At 61.5% G+C, this 21,414-nt stretch carries 21 protein-coding genes; 13 read left to right on the top strand and 8 right to left on the bottom strand.

Annotated features, from left to right (window positions below; all coding sequences use genetic code 11):
* The first annotated feature begins 69 nt into the window (after positions 1-69).
* From Q7V03_RS10075 to xth, 3 genes are read left to right on the top strand one after another with little or no spacing between them, the layout of a single operon-like run.
* On the top strand, positions 70-396 hold the full coding sequence (locus Q7V03_RS10075) for an iron-sulfur cluster assembly accessory protein (protein ID WP_304925481.1): 327 nt from the start codon (positions 70-72) through the stop codon (positions 394-396).
* A 55-nt stretch (positions 397-451) separates the two neighbouring features.
* Positions 452-1,144 carry a hypothetical protein gene (locus Q7V03_RS10070; RefSeq protein WP_304925467.1) on the top strand — a complete coding sequence of 231 codons (693 nt, stop codon included), beginning with the start codon at positions 452-454 and terminating at the stop codon, positions 1,142-1,144.
* Between the two features lie 41 nt (positions 1,145-1,185).
* Positions 1,186-1,965 carry an exodeoxyribonuclease III gene (gene xth, locus Q7V03_RS10065; RefSeq protein WP_304925466.1) on the top strand — a complete coding sequence of 260 codons (780 nt, stop codon included), beginning with the start codon at positions 1,186-1,188 and terminating at the stop codon, positions 1,963-1,965.
* Positions 1,966-1,971: 6 nt separating this feature from the next.
* Here the strand turns inward: xth and Q7V03_RS10060 are convergent, their stop codons facing one another.
* Entirely contained in the window at positions 1,972-2,652 is a 681-nt protein-coding gene (locus Q7V03_RS10060) for a hypothetical protein (protein ID WP_304925465.1), read from the bottom strand.
* Between the two features lie 227 nt (positions 2,653-2,879).
* On the opposite strand from Q7V03_RS10060, the gene Q7V03_RS10055 reads away from it, so the two are divergent.
* Complete coding sequence (locus tag Q7V03_RS10055; RefSeq protein ID WP_304925464.1) at positions 2,880-4,160, top strand: FAD-binding oxidoreductase; 1,281 nt, start codon at positions 2,880-2,882, stop codon at positions 4,158-4,160.
* Between the two features lie 100 nt (positions 4,161-4,260).
* Here Q7V03_RS10055 and Q7V03_RS10050 read toward each other — a convergent pair whose 3' ends face one another.
* Together Q7V03_RS10050 and dksA are read right to left on the bottom strand one after the other, a co-directional pair.
* Entirely contained in the window at positions 4,261-5,442 is a 1,182-nt protein-coding gene (locus tag Q7V03_RS10050; protein ID WP_304925463.1) for an FAD-dependent monooxygenase, read from the bottom strand.
* 78 nt (positions 5,443-5,520) lie between these two features.
* Positions 5,521-5,943 (bottom strand): RNA polymerase-binding protein DksA, encoded by a 423-nt coding sequence (dksA, locus tag Q7V03_RS10045; RefSeq protein WP_304925480.1) that lies wholly within the window; start codon positions 5,941-5,943, stop codon positions 5,521-5,523.
* Positions 5,944-6,114: 171 nt separating this feature from the next.
* On the opposite strand from dksA, the gene Q7V03_RS10040 reads away from it, so the two are divergent.
* The 5 genes from Q7V03_RS10040 to Q7V03_RS10020 all read left to right on the top strand — a co-directional run bounded on the left by Q7V03_RS10040 (position 6,115) and on the right by Q7V03_RS10020 (position 11,302).
* Positions 6,115-6,954 (top strand): MoxR family ATPase, encoded by an 840-nt coding sequence (locus Q7V03_RS10040; protein WP_304925462.1) that lies wholly within the window; start codon positions 6,115-6,117, stop codon positions 6,952-6,954.
* Positions 6,955-7,755: 801 nt separating this feature from the next.
* Positions 7,756-9,129 carry a DUF2927 domain-containing protein gene (locus Q7V03_RS10035; protein ID WP_304925461.1) on the top strand — a complete coding sequence of 458 codons (1,374 nt, stop codon included), beginning with the start codon at positions 7,756-7,758 and terminating at the stop codon, positions 9,127-9,129.
* 48 nt (positions 9,130-9,177) lie between these two features.
* Positions 9,178-9,348 carry a hypothetical protein gene (locus Q7V03_RS10030; protein ID WP_304925460.1) on the top strand — a complete coding sequence of 57 codons (171 nt, stop codon included), beginning with the start codon at positions 9,178-9,180 and terminating at the stop codon, positions 9,346-9,348.
* A gap of 3 nt (positions 9,349-9,351) precedes the next feature.
* A complete protein-coding gene (locus Q7V03_RS10025) occupies positions 9,352-10,533 on the top strand; it encodes a VWA domain-containing protein (protein ID WP_304925459.1) in 1,182 nt (393 codons plus the stop codon).
* 82 nt (positions 10,534-10,615) lie between these two features.
* Complete coding sequence (locus Q7V03_RS10020) at positions 10,616-11,302, top strand: M48 family metallopeptidase (protein WP_304925458.1); 687 nt, start codon at positions 10,616-10,618, stop codon at positions 11,300-11,302.
* A 57-nt stretch (positions 11,303-11,359) separates the two neighbouring features.
* On the opposite strand, the gene Q7V03_RS10015 is transcribed toward Q7V03_RS10020, so the two are convergent.
* The 3 genes from Q7V03_RS10015 to Q7V03_RS10005 form a co-directional block, all read right to left on the bottom strand.
* Positions 11,360-11,908 (bottom strand): RSP_2648 family PIN domain-containing protein, encoded by a 549-nt coding sequence (locus Q7V03_RS10015; protein ID WP_304925457.1) that lies wholly within the window; start codon positions 11,906-11,908, stop codon positions 11,360-11,362.
* Positions 11,909-11,995: 87 nt separating this feature from the next.
* Positions 11,996-13,258 carry an RSP_2647 family RNA methyltransferase gene (locus tag Q7V03_RS10010; protein ID WP_304925456.1) on the bottom strand — a complete coding sequence of 421 codons (1,263 nt, stop codon included), beginning with the start codon at positions 13,256-13,258 and terminating at the stop codon, positions 11,996-11,998.
* Between the two features lie 56 nt (positions 13,259-13,314).
* Positions 13,315-14,007, bottom strand: a complete 693-nt coding sequence (locus Q7V03_RS10005; protein ID WP_304925455.1) for a DUF6778 family protein — start codon at positions 14,005-14,007, stop codon at positions 13,315-13,317.
* A gap of 293 nt (positions 14,008-14,300) precedes the next feature.
* Between Q7V03_RS10005 and edd the strand changes: the two genes are divergently transcribed.
* Together edd and eda are read left to right on the top strand one after the other, a co-directional pair.
* Positions 14,301-16,106 (top strand): phosphogluconate dehydratase, encoded by a 1,806-nt coding sequence (gene edd, locus Q7V03_RS10000; protein ID WP_304925454.1) that lies wholly within the window; start codon positions 14,301-14,303, stop codon positions 16,104-16,106.
* A gap of 52 nt (positions 16,107-16,158) precedes the next feature.
* Positions 16,159-16,797 carry a bifunctional 4-hydroxy-2-oxoglutarate aldolase/2-dehydro-3-deoxy-phosphogluconate aldolase gene (gene eda, locus Q7V03_RS09995; RefSeq protein WP_304925453.1) on the top strand — a complete coding sequence of 213 codons (639 nt, stop codon included), beginning with the start codon at positions 16,159-16,161 and terminating at the stop codon, positions 16,795-16,797.
* A 162-nt stretch (positions 16,798-16,959) separates the two neighbouring features.
* Here the strand turns inward: eda and Q7V03_RS09990 are convergent, their stop codons facing one another.
* Together Q7V03_RS09990 and Q7V03_RS09985 are read right to left on the bottom strand one after the other, a co-directional pair.
* Positions 16,960-17,235: a hypothetical protein gene (locus Q7V03_RS09990; RefSeq protein ID WP_304925452.1), complete on the bottom strand. Its 276-nt coding sequence runs from the start codon at positions 17,233-17,235 to the stop codon at positions 16,960-16,962.
* A 30-nt stretch (positions 17,236-17,265) separates the two neighbouring features.
* A complete protein-coding gene (locus Q7V03_RS09985) occupies positions 17,266-20,067 on the bottom strand; it encodes a glutamine-synthetase adenylyltransferase (protein WP_304925451.1) in 2,802 nt (933 codons plus the stop codon).
* 93 nt (positions 20,068-20,160) lie between these two features.
* Here Q7V03_RS09985 and Q7V03_RS09980 point away from each other — a divergent pair, with 93 nt between their 5' ends.
* Both Q7V03_RS09980 and Q7V03_RS09975 read left to right on the top strand, forming a co-directional pair.
* Complete coding sequence (locus Q7V03_RS09980) at positions 20,161-20,625, top strand: YbaK/EbsC family protein (protein ID WP_304925450.1); 465 nt, start codon at positions 20,161-20,163, stop codon at positions 20,623-20,625.
* Between the two features lie 265 nt (positions 20,626-20,890).
* Positions 20,891-21,364 (top strand): DUF2852 domain-containing protein, encoded by a 474-nt coding sequence (locus tag Q7V03_RS09975; protein WP_304925449.1) that lies wholly within the window; start codon positions 20,891-20,893, stop codon positions 21,362-21,364.
* Positions 21,365-21,414: the final 50 nt, after the last annotated feature.

The following is a 21,414-nucleotide window of genomic DNA, read 5'->3' as shown; positions in this document are numbered from 1 at the left end:
TCTTGTTGTATGCGTTCGCATCCCCTATATTCGGAATTAGCCGCCAATGGATAGAGAAATGCCATGGAATTGAACCTGCCCCCCCGTGTCACCCCCCGCGCCTTTGCGCGACTGGCGGAAATTGCCGAAATGACCGGCGAAAAGAAGGCGTTGCGGGTGGCGGTTGAGGGCGGCGGCTGTTCGGGCTTTCAGTATGATATCAAGCTGGATGCACCTGCGGCGGATGATCTGGTGATCGAAGGCGACGGCCAATCGGTGTTGGTCGATCAGGTGTCTTTGCCGTTTCTGGCCAATGCAGTGATTGATTTCAGCGAAGAGTTGATCGGCGCGCGATTTGTGATTGAAAATCCCAATGTGGCAAGTGCCTGCGGCTGCGGCACGTCGTTTTCGATTTAACACTGGATTTCTGGCAACTGCACGCTAATTCTGGACCCTAAATTTGGGGACTAAAATGACATTTGTGCTGATGCTGGGCTCGGCCCCGATGGCGACGCAGGCTGCGGATTGGCCGCGCGCTTTTGATGCTTTGGTTGCGATCAACAACGCGTGGCGCGTGCGCCCTGATTGGGATTTTTCAATTTATCCGTGGGACTTTCCGCAAGACCGGATCGCTGTACCCGCTCAGCATCAGGCGCTGGTGACCGAAGCTGAATTTGTGCCCGCGCAAAACCGCTATGGCGGCTTTGTTTATGCTGGCGCGACGATGGCTTACACCGCCGCTTACTGGGTGCTGGATGCATTGCGGCCGCGCGTTCTGGCGGTGTTTGGGTGTGATATGCACTATCCCGCCGGGCAAACCCATTTCTATGGCACAGGCACGCCAGATCCTTTGCGCAACGACATCACCCTGCGCAGCCTGGAGGCAAAGTCGGTGCGGTTGATGGTGATGGCAGCGCTTCAGGGCTGCGCGGTGGTGAACCTGTCGGTGGGGCCGTCTCGGTTGTTGTGCCCGCGGGCGACGTTGTCGGATCTGGCTGTGGTGCGCCCATTGGCGTTTGATGCAGGACGGGTGGCACAGGCGCAGGCGCGCGAGGCGGCGTTGGGGTATTACGCGCCCTCGGGGCGGTATTGGGAGGATCTTTCGGCCTATGATCTGGCCGCGATTGACCGCCTCGATGCGCTTTGGCTGGCTTGTTTGCCGTAAGGGGGCAGCTTAAGACTGGGGCCGTAACCCGGAGGCTTCCCATGAAAATCGCCACGTTCAACATCAACGGCATCAAGGCGCGGATTGAGGCGCTTCCGGCTTGGCTGGCAGCGGCGAACCCCGATGTGGTGTGCTTGCAGGAAATCAAATCGGTGGACGAGGGGTTTCCGCGCGAGGTCTTCGAGGGCATGGGCTACCGGGTGGAAACCCATGGCCAGAAGTCGTTCAACGGCGTGGCGATTCTGTCGAAATTGCCGCTGGAGGATGTGGTGCGGGGGCTGCCGGGGGATGACGCGGACGAACAGGCGCGCTGGATTGAGGCGACGGTGGTCGGCGCTAAGGCGGTGCGGGTCTGTGGGCTGTATCTGCCCAATGGCAACCCGGCACCGGGGCCGAAATATGACTATAAGCTGGCGTGGATGGCGCGGATGCAGGCGCGGGTGAAAAGCCTGCTGCCGCTGGAAGAACCGCTGGTGTGCTGCGGCGACTATAACGTGATCCCACAGGCCGAGGATGCGGCCAAGCCGGAACTTTGGACCGAGGATGCGCTTTATCTGCCGCAAAGTCGTGCAGCCTTCCGCCGGCTGTTGAACCTTGGGCTGACCGAGGCGTTTCGGGCACGCAACCAATCGCCGGGTCAGTATTCGTTCTGGGATTATCAGGCGGGCGCGTGGGAGCGCAACAACGGCATCCGCATTGATCATCTGCTGCTGTCACCGCAAGCCGCCGACCTGCTGCAAGACTGCCAAATCGACAAACAGGTGCGCGCGGGCGACAAGCCGTCAGACCATGTGCCTGTGTGGATTGAACTCGACGCCTGACCCGCTTTAGGGCGCGCCGAAGTCGATCACCTGCACGATTTGCGCCACCGGGCCTTTTGCCAGCCGCTGACCCGTCCGTGCGGTCGAAAGCGCGGGAAGCGCGCGGCGGATCATGTCGATATGCGCGGGTTTAACCTTGTCGCGGGCGCAGGCCCCTTCCTCATTCCAGCGGGATTTGGCGATCGGTCCGGCCACGGCGGCAGAAATCAACTGCGGCGCGATGTCGTTTGGCGCCACGGTGTGGGTGGCGATCAAGGTCTGGATCACCTCTGCCGCAACTGTGGCCGATTCCGCGAAAGGCATCTGCGCCACCGCCGCCTGATCGGAATTGGCGCTGTTGTCATTGACGCATTTGCGCGCCACGAACAGCCAGTCGTGCAGGATATAGGCGGGCGCATAGCCCCAAGGCGAAAAGCCCTTGAACACCTGGGTCAAAGCCGGGATCGAGCCGCCATCGGTATACATCATTTCGGGTTGAATGGTTTTCAGTGTGGCCTTCGCATTGGCACGCTCAAACCGCAAAGGCGTGGCGGAGGGGACATAGACGAAACGGCCATCGCCCTCGCCCGCTTGGGTTTCGCCCACCCACATCACCACTACGGTGCCGCTCAGCTTGCCAACCGGGGCGTGATCGTAATCCACCGCACCGCAGGCGGCCAAAGCGAGAAAAGCCAGAAACCGCAGCATCGCGTCACCTCTGCGCTAAGGGATCTAAGGGAATTGGGGTCAAAATGTAGTGCTGGGCAAAACGCTACCGCACGGCCGATTGAAAGCAACTGGAAATCCAAGGCACGGCGGCGGGCAAGCGTTGGGTCTGACCTTTTGCCGAAAGCGCTGACGCTAGTGCTTGCTCAGGGCAGATTGACACGCACAAGCCAGAGGGCAACAACCTGTGCAGCCAGAAGGACCCTACCATGACCCTGCCCTACCCTGCGACCTATTACGCCAAAACCCTGACCGAAAGCCGCGCCCGCCCTATGCTGCAAGGCGTTGAAGAGGCCGATGTGATCGTGGTCGGCGGTGGGTTGGCCGGCCTTGTGACCGCACTGGAACTTGCGCGGGGTGGCTTAAAACCGCTGGTGCTGGAGGCTCAAGCAGTGGGTTGGGGTGCCTCGGGACGGAATGGCGGTATCGTCTCGCCAGCTTTCGCCTGCGGATCGGAGGATATTGCGGCGCGGGTTGGGGTTGAGGCCGCGCGCGCACTGCACCGCTTGACGATTGAGGGCGTGGACCGGGTGCGCGGCTATATCCGCGAGTTGCGTATTGAGGGGGCCGATCCGATCTCGGGCCTGTTGAACCTGCGCCGCTTTGACCGCGCCGATGATCTGCATGCTTATGCCGCCGAATTTGCACAGGATTTTGGCTACGAGCTGACTTATCTTGACCGCGCCGCGATCCGCGAGCGGTTGGTGAGCGACCGCTATTTCCATGGGCTTGTGGATGCGCAGGCCTTCCACATTCACCCGCTGAACTATCTGCGCGGGCTGGCTTCGGAATTGGAGCGGCTGGGCGGGCGGATATTTGAAAGCTCCCCTGCGGTTCAGGCACATTTTAGCGGCGCGCAGAAGCTGGTCAAGACCGCACAAGGCGAAGCCCGCGGCCCCCGCGTTGTGTTCGCAACCGGAGGCTACACAGATGGGCTGGTGCCGCGGTTGAAACGCGCGGTACTGCCGATTGCCACCTATATGATGGTGTCCGAGGTCGCGCCCGATCTGATCGCATCGGCCATTCGCACCCGCGAGGCGATCTTGGATGATCGCCGCGCGTCGGATTACTACCGGGTGATCGAGGGCGGCAATCGGTTGCTGTGGGGCGGGCGGATCACCACGCGGGCGGCCTCGGCGGCGGGGGTGGCGCAAGAATTGCGGCGCGAGATGGTGGGGGCGTTTCCGCAATTGGCGGGGTTGCGAACCGAACTCAGCTGGTCGGGCCAGATGGGTTACGCGCGGCATCTGATGCCGCAGGTGGGCATGATGGAGCCTGGCGCGTGGCATATCACGGCGTTTGGCGGGCATGGGCTGAACACCACCGCGGTGGCGGGCAAGGTGCTGGCCGAGTCGATCTTGGGCGAAAGCGACCGTTTGGCGATGTTTGCGGGATTCGGCCTGGACTGGGCAGGCGGGCCGTTGGGTCTGGCTGCGGCGCAGGCGACCTATTGGAAGCTGCAACTGCAGGATTGGTGGCGCGAGCGCTAGGGGTCATCCTCTGCGTTTAAATATCCCCGCCGGAGGCATCCGCCGCCAGCTTAAGGAGTCTCCGGCGGGGATATCTAAGCAGAAAGGATCACCTTAGCGCTTAGCCTTGCGTCACATCGTAGTCATAAAGCCAATCGAAGCGCTTCAGCGCGAGGTTGGGGGCGACCCTGCCGCCGAGACGCAGCGCGGTGTGGGCGATGCTGCGCTGCAGGCCGGACAAATGATAGGTCTTCGCATTGCCATTGGCGGCGGCAACGATGCGGGTGCAGCGGGGCTTGCGGGCGGTTTGGTAGGCGGAAAAGGCTTGCGGCACAGGCAGGTTTGCAAGGCGATCCGCCAGCAGCCATGCATCCTCCAACGCCATCGAGGCCCCTTGCGCGAGGAAGGGCAGCGTTGGGTGGGCGGCGTCGCCAAGGATCACGGCGGCGCCTTCGGGCAGGGTTTTGTACCAGACTTGTGCGACGGGATGGCGGAACAGGCCCCAGACATAGACATCTTCGGCGCGGTCGAGCCAGCTTTTCACGCGGGGGCTGAAATCCTCAAAGGCCAGTTTCATCTCCAGAGAATCGTCACGCAGCGACCAGCTTTCTTCAACCCAAGCGTTGCGTTCCTCAACGGCGACGATGTTACGCAGGGTGCCGCCGCGCAGAGGATAGCTGACCAGATGGCGGCCTGCGCCCATATGCACCTCGGCCACAGGGGCGGCGTTAGGTTCGGCGGGGATGATGCAGCGCCACGCGACATGGCGGGTGAAGAAGGGCGCAGTTTTGCCGTTCAGTGCGGCGCGGGTTTGAGAGTGCAGGCCGTCGGCACCGATCAGCAGGCCGGTTTCGGTTTGGCCCCCCAGCGCGGTGGCAAGGCGTGGGCGGGGGCCAGACAGATCGACGGTTTCGATCTTTTGCAGCAGGCGGATTTGCACGCCCGCAGCACGGGCGGCTTTGGCGAGCAGGTCGATCAGATCGGCGCGGTGCAGGAAATGATAACCCTGTTGCGGGCGCAGACGGGCGAGATCAAGGCGCAGCACCAGATCACCGTCGCGGCCATCGCGCAATTCCACCGCTTGCGCGCGCATCGAGGCGGCATCAAGGCCAGCACCCAAGCCCAAAGCCCGCAGCACGCAGGCCCCATTGGGCGAGATTTGCAGGCCCGCGCCGATCTCGCGAATGGCGTCAGCTTGCTCCAGCACGGTGACGTCCGCGCCTTTGAGCGCCAGCGCGAGGGCTGCGGCCAAACCGCCGACGCCCGCGCCCAATACCGTGACCCGTTGCCCCGCAATGCTCATCCCAAACCCCCAAACAAAACGCCGGACCCTAAGGCCCGGCACTATCTGTTTCGTATTGCTGGCTACGCCGCAAGCGGGTCAATCGTCGCGGTGAACCTTCTCGCGGCGCTCGTGCTTTTCTTGCGCTTCCAGCGTCATCGTGGCGATCGGGCGGGCGTCGAGACGTTTCAGGCTGATCGGCTCGCCGGTCATTTCGCAATAGCCAAATTCGATGGCATCAATCCGGCGCAAAGCGGCGTCGATTTTTGAGACCAATTTGCGCTGGCGGTCACGGGTGCGCAATTCCAGCGCGCGGTCGGTTTCCTCCGAAGCCCGGTCGGCAATGTCGGGCACGTTACGGCCACTGTCTTGCAGATTGTCGATGGTTTCTGCGGATTGGCCTTGCAGCTCTTGCTTCCAGGTCAGCAGCTTGCGGCGGAAATACTCCAGCTGCCGGTCGTTCATGAAAGGCTCATCCTCGGCAGGACGATAATCGTCTGGCAAGAAGGTTTCGGCTTTCATTGCGGCACTCTCCCATTTCTCAGGATGCGCTGCCAGGTGGGCTGTGGTCATGGCGCGCTCCTGCATGGGCGTCCCTCTAAAGGAATCGGAAAGGATTGTCACTAGCGGTTGCGACAAATTCGCTTGGGCTTTAAGGTTTGTCTGACCTTTATGCAGTGGCTTGGAAAACTTATGAAATTTGACTCAACCGACCGCTATATTGTCGCCGACGATCTGGCGATTGCGGTCAATGCAGCGGTGACCTTGCAGCGCCCCTTGCTGGTTAAGGGCGAGCCAGGGACGGGCAAGACCGAACTGGCGCGGCAAGTGGCAAATGCATTGGAGATGCCACTGATTGAGTGGCATGTGAAGTCCACAACCAAGGCGCAACAAGGCCTCTATGAATACGATGCGGTCAGCCGGTTGCGCGACAGCCAGCTTGGGGATCTGCGGGTGCATGACGTGGCCAACTATATCCGCCGCGGCAAGCTGTGGCAGGCGTTCACCGCCCCAGCCCGCGTGGTTCTGCTGATTGACGAGATCGACAAGGCCGATATCGAGTTTCCCAACGATCTGTTGCAGGAACTCGACCGGATGGAGTTTCATGTGTACGAGACCGGCGAGACCATTCAGGCGCTGCACCGCCCAGTGGTGATCATCACCTCGAACAATGAAAAAGAACTGCCGGATGCATTTTTGCGCCGTTGTTTCTTTCACTACATCCGCTTTCCGGATGCGGATGTGTTGGCGGCGATTGTGAAAGTACACTTCCCCGACATTAAGCCCGCACTTTTGACCACCGCGCTGACGCAGTTCTTTGAGATCAGGGAGACGCCAGGGTTGAAGAAAAAACCCTCGACCTCGGAAGTGCTGGACTGGCTGAAACTGCTGCTGGCGGAAGACCTTGCGCCCGAGGATCTGAGGCGGGATGGCAAACATGCTTTGCCGAAACTGCACGGGGCGCTGTTGAAGAACGAACAGGACGTGCATCTGTTTGAGCGGCTGGCGTTTATGGCACGCGGTCAGCGCTAGCTTGTTTGACCCGTGCGGCTGGCTTGGCGGCAATGCTGCGGCATCAATCCCGTGTGAGGCGCAGGATTGTGCATGAAGAATCGAGAATCAGGCGATTCTGCCGTACTTTAGCCATAGTCTTGCCACGATCTGGTAACGAAAACTGCGATTTATGAAATATATTGAAATATGTTGCGAGTGATTTGTAGATAATATGGCGTTTCCACTGCGGCAACCATCCATAGGTGGTTTCGATGATTTTGTGCGGAATCCTAAAGATTGACATGATCATGCCCGAAAACTGACACTGCAGCCCTGTTGTCTTGCCTTAAGAATGAGCTTCCTAACTGCAATGAGTTCCAATGACTTACGCCCTGCCATTGCCGATCTGCCAAGCGGCCCCGAAAGGGACGCGGGCGTCGAGCAAAGCGGCTGTGCCTTCGGTGATCTGCCACCGGATGCGCACAGCGCAGCGCAAAGGTCAGGCCAATCTGCCGCTGCTCGGTGGATTGGCGATCATTGCAGACAGGAGGCCCATGACGGGAAGTAGGGGTGCGGTGGGACGCGCGTTTTGCTTGCCCAACCGGGCTTCTCATCCCTCCACAACCGTCGGTCTGCTCCGGCGCGCGTGGCTTGGGATGAGAAGTGACGGCGCGGGGGATACGCGAGCTTTGAGCCGGTCAGGCAAGGCTTTGGGGCTGGATGCGGGGGCATCTGACATCAAAGGTCTGACCGGGGTTTTGCGCGCGTCCCGCCACGCTTCGCCAACACAATGGGGGCCGCTGCGGCCTTTGAAACCTTGTATGAATGGTCTGCCAGCCCATGCGCCTGATATCCATGATTGCCGTTCTCGGCCTGACTGCCTGTATGCCTGCCCCAACGGCACAGGTCTCAAAGAACTACACTGAAGCCGGCACTACGGGCATTGGCTTGCCCGCGATGCAGGGTTTTGGGGCGGTGGTCACTACCGGGCCGTCACGCTCGAATGCCGAGATCGCACATGATTTCCTTGATCTGGAATTCCGCATGGAAAGCGGTCGGGCGATTCCAAATTTCAGCCGATTTGAGGGCCCGATCACCATCAGACTGACCGGAGATGTGCCGCCCACAGCGCCTGCGGAAATGTCACACCTGATCAACCGCTTCCGCACCGAGGCGGGTCTGCCAGTCAGCTTTGCAAAACCCGGCGACAATGCCTCGATCACCATTGAATTCCAACCCCGCGCCCAGATGGCCAAAGTGGTGCCGATGGCCGCCTGTTTCGTGGTGCCACGCGTGCAATCTTGGGCCGAATACAAGGCCGAGCGGAACGGCCCAAAGGTCGATTGGACTACAATGATCAAGCGCGAGCATGTCGCGATTTTCGCACCCTCCGACGTCTCGCCGCAAGAGGTGCGCGATTGTCTGAACGAAGAGACCGCTCAAGCCATGGGGCCGCTGAATGACCTTTATCGGTTGACGGACTCGGTGTTCAACGATGACAATTTCAACTCGGTGCTGACCGGATCAGATATGCTGATGCTGCGGCTGCATTACGCCCCGGAACTGCGCAACGGCATGAATGAGGCCGAGGCTGCAAAATATGTGCCCGATGTGCTGGCGCGGCTGAATCCAGCCGGCAATATCGCCAGCGGCGCCTTCAAACAAATCGCGCCACGGTCGTGGATCGCGGCTGTGGAAGGCACATTTGGCCCGCGGGGTGGTAACGCGGCCCGGTTGCGCGCGGCCGATATGATGCTGTCGATTGCGATGGCGCAGGGCTGGCACGATGCGCGACTGGGCTTCAGCTATTACGCCAAAGGCCGCGCGCTGGCGAGTTCAGACCCCGCTCAGGCCGTACGCAATCTGACCGAAGCCGCAAAAGTATATCGCAGCATGCCAGACGCGCATGTGCAACTGGCGCATGTGGACATGCAGTTGGCGGCGATTGCATTGGCCGCGGGCCAATCCGATCAGGCGATTGCCTTTGCCGATCGCTCAATCCCGGTGGCAAAACGGACGGAAAATGCGTCTCTGCTGGCAACCCTGATGCTGATCAAGGCCGAGGCGTTGGAGAACGAGGGCCGCGTCGTTGAAGCGCGGGGCTTGCGTCTCGACAGTCTGGACTGGGCGCGGTATGGCTTCGGACCGGAGCGTCAGGTGCGCGGACGGATGGCAGAGATAGCCAATCTGGGCGCGCGCGGGCAGCGGGGATAATTTCGGGGCATTGGTCTTTTGCGGCCTGTCCCAGCAAAGGGGCGGGCCGTGATCGTTTTGGCTGGGTTACTGATCGGCGCGGCCTATGGCGCGTTTAGCGCGAGACGCCGCGGTGGGCGCGGCTTGGATATGCTGCAATATGGTGCGGCCTATGCGATCATGCTGGCGCTGATCGGGTTGTTGCTGACGATCTATCTGCACCGAACTTTGGCGGGCTAGCCGATGTTCCTGCCGTTCTTTCAGGCGTTGCGGAAAGAAGGCGTGCCAGTATCGTTGCGCGAATATCTGGCGTTTCTGGAGGGTCTGGCGGCGGGCCTTGTCACCTATGACGCGACCGGATTCTATCATCTGGGCCGTTTGACCATGGTGAAAGATGAGCGCCATATTGATCGCTATGATCGGGCTTTCGCCCATAGTTTCAGTGGCTTGGACGCCGTTTCTGAAGCAGAAGTCTTGCAGGCGCTGGACCTGCCCGCCGCTTGGCTGAAGAAGCTGGCGGAAAAGCACCTGACACCCGAAGAACGCGCTGGCATTGAAGCTTTGGGTGGCTTTGATAAACTGATCGAGACTTTGAAGCAGCGTTTGGCCGAGCAAAACGGTCGGCATCAGGGTGGCAATAAGTGGATCGGCACAGCGGGGACTTCGCCGTTTGGCGCTTATGGTTATAACCCGGAAGGCGTGCGGATTGGGCAGGATCAAAGCCGCCATCAGCGCGCGGTGAAGGTTTGGGACAAGCGCGAGTTTCGCAATCTGGATGATCAGGTTGAACTTGGCACCCGCAATATCAAGGTGGCCCTGCGCCGGTTGCGGAAATGGGCGCGCACGGGGGCGGCTGAGGAATTGGATCTGGACGGCACCATCCGGGCCACCGCAGAGCATGGTTGGCTGGATGTGCAGGTGCGGCCCGAGCGTAAAAATGCGGTCAAGGTGTTGCTATTCCTTGATATTGGCGGCTCGATGGACCCTTATGTCAAGGTGATGGAGGAGTTGTTTTCGGCCGCCCGTGCCGAATTCAAGCATCTGGTGCCGTTCTATTTCCACAATTGTCTGTATGAGGGCGTGTGGCGCGACAATGCGCGGCGTTGGAATGCGCAGACTTCAACCGCCGAGGTGCTGCGGACCTATGGCGCGGATTACAAATGCATTTTCGTCGGCGATGCCTCGATGAGCCCCTATGAGATTTTGCATCCGGGTGGGGCGAATGAGCATTGGAATGCCGAGGCCGGGCAGGTTTGGCTGCAACGCGCCTGTGATCGCTGGCCGAACCATTTGTGGATTAACCCTGTGCCAGAGCCGCATTGGGGCTACACGCAGTCGATCCGGCTGATCGCGCAGATTGTCGCAGGCCGCATGGTGCCGATGACACTGGATGGTATTTCACGCGGGATCAAGGCGTTACGCTGATGCACGGGGCTTGGTGCGGCACGCGGCGTGAAATCGGCCGATCGTGGCTTGCAGCGCGGTCGAGCTGCCCCATATCAAGCGCATGTTGAAACTTCTCCCCTTTCTTCTAGCGATTGGCTACGGCCTTTTGATGATGCGGTTTTCGGTTTGGCGCACCAAGAAGATGCTGGCCGAGCAAAGTCAGCCGTTGCGCGATCCGGGGCTGTTGGCTTTGGCGCAGCGCATGGCGGTGGCGCTGGAACTGCCGCAGATCAAGGTTAACGTCTATCAGATCGAAGCAGTGAACGGCCTCGCCGCACCCGATGGGCAGATTTATCTGACGCAAGGATTTTTGGACCGCAAGGCGAAGGGCCAGGTTTCGGATGCCGAACTCGCCTCGGTGATAGCACACGAGTTGGGGCATGTGGCGTTGGGCCACACCCGGCGGCGGATGATTGATTTCACCGGGCAAAATGCGGTGTTCGTGATGCTGTCAGCCGTGTTGAATCGCTTTTTGCCGGGGATTGGCGTGTGGATTGCCAATATGATCTCGGGGGCCTTGATGGCGCATATGTCGCGGCGCGATGAGTTTGAGGCCGATGCTTACGCGGCAGCTTTGCTGGTGAAGGCGGGAATTGGCGTGGGCCCACAGGTATCGCTGTTTCGCAAGCTTTCGGCCCTGACTGGGTCTGCGGGTGCAGGCACCCCGGCTTGGCTTTTGAGCCATCCGAAAACCGATGACCGGATCGCCGCGATTGAGGTTTTAGACGCACGTTGGCGGGACACGTAGGGTGGGTTTTTAACCCACCAAGCCGAACCCCATAGCAAGGTGGGTTAAAAACCCAGCCTACACAGCGGCGAGAATCGCTTTCGACAGCTTTGGCAGTTGCGCGCGTTTCAATAGAGATTTCAGCGGGATAGGCTCGCCCTTCATCGCTTGCGCCGTGGCGTGCACTTGGGTCACCACCTCGGTGACTTCACGGGGATGAAACGACCACAGTTGCCAGAGAAAACCGTCAGGGTCGCGGCGTTCCAGGCCTTCTTCGGCCAGCAGATGGCGCGGGAAATCCTTGGCGTTGAAGGTGACGATGCAATCGGCGTGGCCTGCGATGGCCACGGCCAGCACATGCACATCATTGGGGTCGGGCAGCAGCAGGCGGGCTTCGATGTTCGGTTGCTCGCGCACGCAGCCACGCGGGAAGGCGGCGCGCAGCAGGGTGGATTCGATTTCCGCCTGCGCCTGCGCGATGGCCCCAAGTTTAGCGGTGGCGCGGGTCCATTCGCGCAAGATACGATCAGACCACAGCGCCTCGTACAGCCCCTTGGCCGCCACGCCCAGCAGGATTTCCCGCAGCACGGTCGGGTATAACACGCAGGCGTCGAGAACCGCTTTCACAGCGGTTCGCGTTTAAGTTGCATCAAAAAGCACCCGAAGATATCGGCGCTTTTCGATTTACTCTGTGGAGAGAAAACGCAAACCACTTTAGTCCAGCCGGAAGAACAGGGCCTTAAGATAGCCGCTTTCTGCCAGTTGCGGCAGCATGGGGTGATCGGGGCCAGCGAAGCCTGTGTGCAGAAGCTGGCCACGACGGCCCCCGCGCCCGATGCCGCGGGCAGAGGCGTTGCGGAACGAAGCAAGATCTGCGGCATGGCTGCACGAACAGAGCACCAGATAACCGCCCGGAGCCACAAGGGGGGCAGCGAGCCTGGCGATACGTTCGTAGGCGCGCAGGCCAGCTTCCAGCGCAGGCTTGGCCGGGGCAAAGGCGGGCGGGTCGCAGATCACCAGATCGAATTGCGCGCGCTCTGTGCCCAAGCTTTCCAGCACGTCGAAGGCGTCGCCTTGGCGGGTGGTGAAGCGGTCGGCAAAGCCCGAAGCCTCGGCGCCCTGCCCGGCCAGCGCCAAGGCCGGGGCCGAGGCATCAACGGCGAGAACCGAAGCCGCACCATGCGCCAAAGCCGCCAGACCAAAGCCGCCGACATGGGCGAACATATCCAGCACGCGTCCGCCCTTGGCAAAGCCAGCCGCGAAGGCATGGTTCGGACGTTGGTCATAGAACAGCCCGGTTTTCTGGCCTCCGGTCACGTCAGCCAGATAGATAGCCCCGTTCATCGGCACTTGGATCGGCGCGGAAACGCCCCCCACCAGCACCAGATTTTCCTCATTGAGCCCCTCTAGCCCGCGCGAGCGTCCGGTGGCGTTTTTCACCACGGTTTGAACGCCCGTCACCGCCTGCAAAGCCGCGACCAGCACATCCAGATGCGCCTCGGCCCAAGCGGCGTTGGGCTGGATCACAGCCACATCACCGAAGCGGTCAATGACGATGCCGGGCAGGCCATCGGCCTCGGCATGCACCAGACGGTAGAACGGCTGATCATAGAGACGGTCGCGCAGCGAGAAAGCGCGGGAGAGTTTCGCCTCAAACCACGCCTGATCGAGTTCCGCCTCGGGGTTGCGGTCCAGCATCCGGGCGATGATTTTGGAATTGGTGTTGACCGTGACCAGACCGAGATCGCGGCGATCGGCATCGACCAGAATCGCCAAAGCGCCGGGCGCAAGGTTATTGGTCCGCCTGTCCGTCACCAATTCATCTGCGTAGACCCAAGGGAAGCCGTGGCGCAACGCGCGGGCCTCGGCCTTGGGGCGCAGGCGGACGATGGGATAGCGGCGCGAGACGGTCTCAGAACCGGTGTCGGCGTCATCGGCGGGATGCGGGGCGGGGGAATGCGAAATGGGGGAGCTCATGCCCCCCCATACTAAGATATCTCGGCTGTGAAAAGCCCTGCGTTTATTGCGCGGTCTTATTGAATACTGGCCAACTGCGCCGGGGTGCCGTCAAACCGCGTCACCACCGCAGCAGCGGGCAGGACAGTGACTGGAGCCGAAAGCTCGCGCCGGATCACTTCGGTCAGACGGTCGGTCACCACGACTTTTTGCGTGCGGCCCGCTTCTTCCTCGGCAATCGCCCGCGCCCCGCCTGCACCTTTGACATCGGCCACGATCATGCGTGGCCCCTGCACGATGGCCCCAGTGGCCGCATCTCGCACCGTCATCAGGAAATGCATCGAATGCACACCGCCGATGGTGTAGCGGGTTTTCTCAGTGAGGCAGTGAAAGCGCACGACTTCCAGATCGACCACAACCGGTGCGCCCGTGTGCATCGTCGCAGTGCTGCGCGCTGCGGCATCCTCAAAGATCGCCTTCACTTGCGCATAACGGTCGCCCGGCAGATCACCGCGCCAGACGATATCGGCACTGGGGCGGAAGGTATTGGCTTCCGACACCTTCAAGGCGCGCGGGACAATGACGTTCAACGCCTTCACATCATATTCCGCTTGCAGCATCACTGGGCCGCGCGGGCCGGGGGCTTGCGGCAGGCGCGAAGCTTGCGACAGATCCGACGACACCTGATTTTGCGTCGACATAGAGGTGGTTTGCGCGCAGGCTGAAAGGCTCAAGGCCAGAACCAGTGCGGTAATCGAAGTCATCTTCATAGCTGCACCCTTTTGGTTGGCCCGCCGCCTTTAGACTTGTCGGGCATTAACCAAATAAAGCCCTGCGAATGTGGCGGGTTTTTGGTGAACATCGCGCCAAATCAAGGTATGATACGGGTGCTTTTGCGACTGTGGCCGGATTGCATCGGGCCAATGACCTGCGGCCAGCGCCCTCCCCCTACGATCAGAATTTGTGCGCGGCAGCAGCAAAACCTTGTTGTTAGCGCTAACAGCATCTGTTACAGCTAAAACACGCCACTATTGCAGCTTTTTTGCCAAGCCTGAGGTGCCCCATGTCGTTGAATTCTACCATTGACCGCGTGACTGACCGGATCCGCGAGCGCTCGGCGCAGACGCGGGGCGATTATCTGACACGGCTGGCGGCAGCGGCAGCGCAGGGTCCGGCGCGCGCGCATCTGTCTTGCGGCAATCAGGCGCATGCCTATGCCGCGATGGGGGCGGATAAGGCGGCGCTGGCCGCAGGGCGGGTGCCGAATATCGGCATCGTGACGGCCTATAATGACATGCTCTCGGCGCATCAGCCCTATGAGGATTACCCCAAACTGATCCGCGAGGCGGCCCGCAAAGCTGGTGCCACAGCGCAGGTTGCAGGCGGGGTTCCGGCGATGTGCGATGGCGTCACCCAAGGGCAGGCCGGGATGGAGTTGTCACTGTTCTCGCGCGATGTGATTGCATTGTCGGCGGGCGTGGCTTTGTCGCACAACACTTTTGACGCGGCGCTGTTTCTCGGGGTTTGTGATAAGATCGTCCCCGGTCTGGTGATGGCGGCGGCGGCGTTTGGCCATATTCCAGCGGTGTTCGTGCCCGCGGGGCCGATGACCTCGGGGCTGCCAAATGACGAAAAATCCAAGGTGCGCAATGCGTTTGCCACCGGAGCGGTCGGGCGCGAGGAGCTGATGGCGGCCGAGATGGCCAGCTACCACGGCCCCGGCACCTGCACGTTTTACGGCACCGCCAACACCAATCAGATGCTGATGGAATTCATGGGCCTGCACCTGCCGGGTGCGTCGTTTGTGAATCCCAATACGCCGCTGCGCGAGGCTTTGACCACTTATGCGGTGGAACGTGCGGTGGCGATCACCGCATTGGGCAATGATTTCCGCCCGGCGGGCGAGGTTCTAGACGAACGCGCCTATGTCAACGGTCTGGTCGGGTTGATGGCGACAGGCGGCTCGACGAATTTGGTGCTGCACCTGCCTGCAATGGCGCGGGCTTCGGGCGTGCTGCTGGATCTGGCGGATTTTGATGAGATCAGCCAAGCGGTGCCTTTGATGGCCAAGGTCTACCCGAATGGTCTGGCCGATGTGAACCATTTCCACGCGGCGGGCGGGCTGGGCTATATGATCGGGCAATTGCTGGATCATGGCCTGCTGCATGGCGATGCCAAGACGGTGGCGGGCGAAGGTCTGCGGCATTACCGGACCGAGCCGAAGTTGCTGGATGGTCGACTGACCTGGACACCGGGCTCAAACCACACGCTGAACGACAAAATTCTGCGGCCCGTCTCTGATCCGTTCCAACCCACCGGGGGGCTGCGGCAACTGTCCGGCAACCTCGGGCGTGGCGTGATCAAGGTGTCCGCTGTGGCACCCGAGCGCCATATCATCGAGGCGCCTTGCCGGATTTTCCATGACCAGAACGATGTGAAAGCGGCGTTCAAGGCGGGCGAGTTCACCTCTGACACGATAGTTGTTGTGCGCTTCCAAGGCCCACAAGCCAATGGGATGCCGGAATTGCACTCGCTGACGCCGATGCTGTCGGTCTGCCAAGATCGCGGGCTGAAGATGGCTTTGGTGACGGATGGCCGGATGTCGGGGGCTTCTGGCCGTGTGCCTGCGGCGATCCACGTCTCACCCGAGGCCGCCAAGGGTGGCCCGCTTGCACGGTTGCGCGATGGTGATATTGTGCGTCTGGATGCGGTGGCGGGCACCTTGTCGGTACTGGCCGCTGATTTTGATACCCGCGAACCTGTCACTGCTGACCTTTCCGGCAACCGCCACGGCATGGGCCGCGAGTTGTTCGAGGCGTTCCGCCGCAACGTCGGCACCTCGGAAACCGGCGCGGCTGTGGTGATCTAAGTTTTGCCTCCGCACTTTCAACCTGCCCCGCAAGATGGGGATGGAGACCACGATGAAACCGAGCAAACAATCCCGCCTTGCCGCCGAAATCTGCCGCCTTGCCCCGGTGGTGCCGGTGCTGGTGATCGACGATCTGGCGCATGCCAAACCGCTGGCCGAAGCTTTGGTGAAGGGCGGGCTGCCTGCGCTGGAGGTCACGCTGCGCACCGCTTGCGCGCTGGATGCGATCCGGGCGATGTCCGAAGTGCCGGGCGGTGTGGTGGGGGCTGGCACCTTGCTGACGCCCGCGGATGTGAAGGCGGCGAAGGCAGCGGGGGCCAAGTTTGGGGTCTCACCGGGGGCGACCGAGCGGTTGCTGGACGCCTGTGCGGAATATGAATTGCCGCTGTTGCCGGGGGCTGCGACGGCGTCCGAGATCATGGCGTTGCTGGAACTGGGCTATACGGTGCAGAAGTTCTTCCCCGCAGAGCAGGCCGGCGGTGCGCCGTATTTAAAATCCATCGGCGCGCCTATTCCGCAGGTGTCGTTCTGCCCAACGGGCGGGATCAGCCTGAAGAACGCGCGGGAATACCTTGGCTTGAAGAATATTCTGTGCGTCGGCGGCTCTTGGGTGGCCCCCAAAGAGGCGATGCTCAAGGGCGATTGGGCGGCGATCACCACGCTGGCAGCAGAGGCTGTGTTGCTGCGCTAAATCTTTCAGGGGGGCGAGGGCGCTGAAGCGCGTTGCCCCCGCTATTGATCACCGCATGTCTTCCCAGCTGGGAGAGACTAGTGGTTTACCGCTTCTTAACCACATTATGTGGTGCAGGTCGCCTAAAATGGGCGGCATCGGCGCGTGTTTGCCTGGTCTGCCTTATGGATTGGAGGCAAACCGCGCGGCGCGGCCGCCCCTGCGTTTGGGGTGTTCGGGCGCGGTCAAGGCCTCGGTCAGCACCTTTGTCATCGGGTGATCGGGGTTTGGGATGCCGTAATGCGCCAGCAAGGCCCGGATGCAATCGGGGGTGTTGACCACCGCTGGCAGGCTTAAAACCCAGTCGATGAAGATCGAGCCGCATTCGCCATAGCTGATGCCTTCGATGTTGTAGCTTTCGCGCACCAACCCTTTTGGGTCTGCTTCTGATAGATCCACCGCGCGTCTCCCCATACTTCACCCGACTTATTACCCGTTCAAATGGGCCGAAATCACCTGCTCTGCAAGCGCTGCCACGCGCGCAAGCCGCTTGGTCAGCGCCTCGGTTGTGGCCTCGTTCGCTTCGCGCAAAAGAAAGGCCCGCCCGCCAAGCCCCAAGGTTTCAGGGTCCAGCGGCTTGTCGGACAGCAGTTTGCTCGCCGCCTGCATTTGCCAGCACAACCTATAGGCATCGAGAAGCGCCGACTGATCCGAATGCGACAGTTTAGCCAGCGTTCCGCCCGTGATTTTGCCTGCGATCTGGCCCCCAGCCGCGATCTGACGTTCCAACCCGCGCGCGGGGCTGGCGGTTTGCAGGGCGACGGTTTGCGCCAGAAGTTCGATGTCCATCATCCGGCCGGGGCCAAATTTGGCATCCCACCCGCCCGCCCCCGGCTTCGCCTCGGCCAGACGAGCGCGCATGTCGGCCACGTCTTTCAGCACGGTGGCCCCCTGCCCTTTGCTGGCAATGGTTTCGCGCCGGAACGCTTCGACCTCGGCGGCGAGCGTAGGCTCGCCCGCCAGCACCCGCGCGCGGGTCAAAGCGAGATGTTCCCATGTCCAAGCCTCGGTGGTCTGGTAGTTGCGGAAACTCTCGATCGAGGTTGCAACCGGCCCTTGCCGCCCCGAAGGCCGCAGCCGCACGTCCACCTCGTAAAGCCGCCCTTCCGCCATTTGCGCCGACAGGGCTGTGACCATCGCTTGCGTCAGGCGGGCGTAATAGGGCCGCGCCGCGAGCGGGCGTTTGCCGTCGGAATTTTCCACCCCGGCGGCGTCATAGATCATGATCAGGTCAAGGTCGGACCCCGCATTCAAGCGGCCAGCGCCCAAGCTTCCCATGCCCAGCACGACCGCGCCCCGCCCCGGAGCCTGCCCATGTTTCAGGGCAAAATCCGCGCAGACCACCGGCCACAGCGCCGCGATTACCGCCTCGGCCAGATCGGCATATTGCTTGCCCGCCTCAAAGCCATCAATCAGGCCGCGCAGATGATGCACCCCGATGCGGAAGTGCCATTCCTTCATCCAGCGCCGGGCGGCGTCGAGTTTGCGCTCATAATCGGGGATATCGTCAAGGCGTTTGGACAATTCGGCGATGAGGGCAGCGGTTGTGGGCCAAGCCGCGAAGAACGCGCCCCCGATCACCGCATCCAGCACGCTTGCGTTGCGCGACAGATACCGTGCCAAGGCGGGGGCGGTGCCTGCGATGTCGATGATCAGATCGACCAGTTGCGGGTTGGCCTCGAACAGCGAGAAGATTTGCACGCCCGAGGGCAGCCCCGCGAGGAAGCCATCCAGCGCCACCAAGGCCTCATCGGGGTTGGCGGCGCGGGTCAGACGTTTCAGCAAGACCGGGCGCAGGCGCAGGAAAATCGCTTGGGCGCGGTCAGAACGCAGGGCGGGATAACTGCTCCAGCCTTTGACGATCTGGGCTGCGTGATCGGACAGTTCGGGACCGGCTTCGACCGCACTGGGGGCGAAGAAGCCTTCGGTGAGGCGGTCAGTGCGGCTGAGACGGTCGAGCAGATCTGTGCGGAAGCTCGCCTCGTCCTGCCCGCAGAAGGCGGCAATGCGGGCGATGCCTTCGGCGGAGGTCGGCAGGTTGTGGGTCTGCTCGTCATTCACCATCTGAATGCGGTGTTCTAGCTCGCGGTGCTGGGTGTAAAGCTGCGACAGGTCGGTCGCGACCTCGGGCGGCAACCAGTCTTTCGCGGCCAAGGCCTTAAGACCACCCAAAGTGGTGCGGTCGCGCAGGGTTACATCACGCCCCCCGGCGATCAGTTGGCGGGTTTGGGTGAAGAATTCGATCTCGCGGATGCCACCTTGGCCCAGTTTCATATTGTGGCCTTCGACCGTGACAGCCCCATTCAAGCCACGATGCTCGCGGATGCGCAGGCGCATGTCATGGGCGTCTTGGATCGCGGCGAAATCGAGGTGTTTGCGCCAGACGAACGGCGTCAGGGCTTTCAGAAAGCGATTGCCCGCCGCAAGATCACCGCCACAGGGGCGGGCTTTGATATAGGCCGCGCGTTCCCATGTGCGGCCTTGGGCTTCATAATAGGCCTCGGCTGCGGCCATCGACAGACACACCGGCATCACAGAAGCATCCGGCCGCAGGCGCAGGTCTGTGCGAAAAACATAGCCTTCAGCGGTGATATCCGACAGCATCACCGCCATTTTGCGGGTCACCCGAATGAAAGCGGCGCGGGCGTCTTGCCAATCATCGCCGTAACGGTCCTGATCGAACAGGCAGATCAGGTCGATATCCGAGGAGTAATTCAACTCGCCCGCCCCCATCTTGCCCATCGCAAGGCTGACCATGCCACCAGCTGTGGCCGCATCATCGGGGGTGGCTCCGGGCAGTTTGCCACGGCGGATTTCGTCGGCCACAAGTCTTTGCATCGCCAGATCAACGGCGCGGTCGGCAAGATCGGTCAGCGCGCCTGTCACCTGCATCAGCGACCACACCCCGCCCAGATCGGCCAGCGCCGTCAGCAAAGCCGCGCGGCGTTTGGCTTGGCGCAGCGCGTTTGGCAGTTGGTCAAGCGCCACATCATGCAGCGCCACCAACACCCCGGCGAAGGCGGTTTCCGGCGCGAGGGTCAGGGCGACGCGCAGCCATTGCGCCTCGCGCAGCATCAGCGCCTTCAGATAGGGGCTGCACCCGGCGGTATTGGCCAGCAGACCGCGCAGATCGGGCGCGAGGTCGGCAAAGCTGGTGGCAATATCAGCGGCCTGATCGCGGTCATAGGCGATGGGCTGGCGGGTGATGCGGGCGGCGAAATTCTGGCTCATGCCCGCAATTTGCGGTGCTGCGCGCGTGGGGTCAACGGGCAGACTTGCTCTACAAGAGAGGTTTGTCGATAAAGCCGGGAAATGGAGGCGGTGATGAGCAAAAGTCTGGCGCGGGTTATGGCAGCGATGCAAGCCGCGGGGGTTACGGGCGCACCGCTGGAAATGCCGGGCGAAACCCGCACCGCCGGACAAGCCGCTGCGGCGGCAGGCTGCGCCTTGGATCAGATTGTAAAGTCGATCATCTTTGGCGGCCAGCGCGGATTGTATCTGTTTCTGACTGCGGGCGGCAATCAGGTGGATGCTGCGAAGGCCAGCGCGTTGGCGGGCGAGGGTTTGGGCCGTGCCGATGCCAATCAGGTGCGCGCGGTGACGGGGTTTGCGATTGGCGGGGTGTCGCCCTTGGGGCATCTGACGCCGCTGCCGTTGTGGATGGACCCGCGCTTGCTGACCTATCCAACCCTATGGGCGGCGGCGGGGACGCCCCGGCATATTTTCGCGATCTCGCCCGCGCAGTTGCAGCAGATCACCGGGGCGATTGTGGCGGACTTTGCAGCTTAGAGGTTATGGCGGAACAGTCTGAAGGCCCCCCCGCTGCCCCGGACTTGATCCAGGGCCTCTTTTCATCGTATGCCCAGCCCCTGTGAGGCCCCGGATCAAGTCCGGGGCGGCGGGGGATTGATTTAGGCGGGTTTTCGCGCGTTTTTGGCGCTCGACCCAGCCTTATGTAAATATCATTCACATAACCCTTGAAAGCGCAGTCAACACAGCGCATCTTGGCTGATGTGAAAGACATTCACATACACCGAAATACGGGAGTCCGCCGATGAATACCAGTTCAACCACCGCCCCTTCCTCTGGCGGAATCTTTTCTTTCCTGCGCCGCGCCGAGGCTTGGCTTGACGATAAAGGCAAAGGTGCCTGGATCGCCGCCATGGTGCTTGGCTTCATCTTCATCTGGCCCGTGGGCCTGGCCTTTCTGGCCTATATGATCTGGAGCAAACGTATGTTCAGCCGTTCTTCTTGCGCGGAACGTCGCGCCCGTCAGTTTGAGCGTCATGAAAAGCATTGGGGCGGCCACCATTCGGCAATGCGCCCCTCGGGCAATGCCGCGTTCGATGCCTACAAGACCGATATGCTGCGCCGTCTGGAAGACGAGCAGACCGCGTTCGAGTCGTTCCTGCAACGTCTGCGTGAGGCCAAAGACAAGTCTGAGTTCGACAGCTTTATGGAAGACCGCGCCCGTGCCGCCACGGCCCCTGCTGCGCCGACCGAAGTGGCACGCCCCGGCGAATACTGATCCTTGGGCGGATCGTCTGACCCCAAAGCCCCCCGGTTTGCGCCGGGGGG

The organism is Cypionkella sp., from assembly GCF_030652235.1.
Taxonomy (GTDB): Bacteria; Pseudomonadota; Alphaproteobacteria; order Rhodobacterales; family Rhodobacteraceae; genus Cypionkella.
The sequence above is the reverse complement of the archived record's forward strand: the minus strand, read 5'-3'. Positions and strand labels throughout refer to the sequence as shown.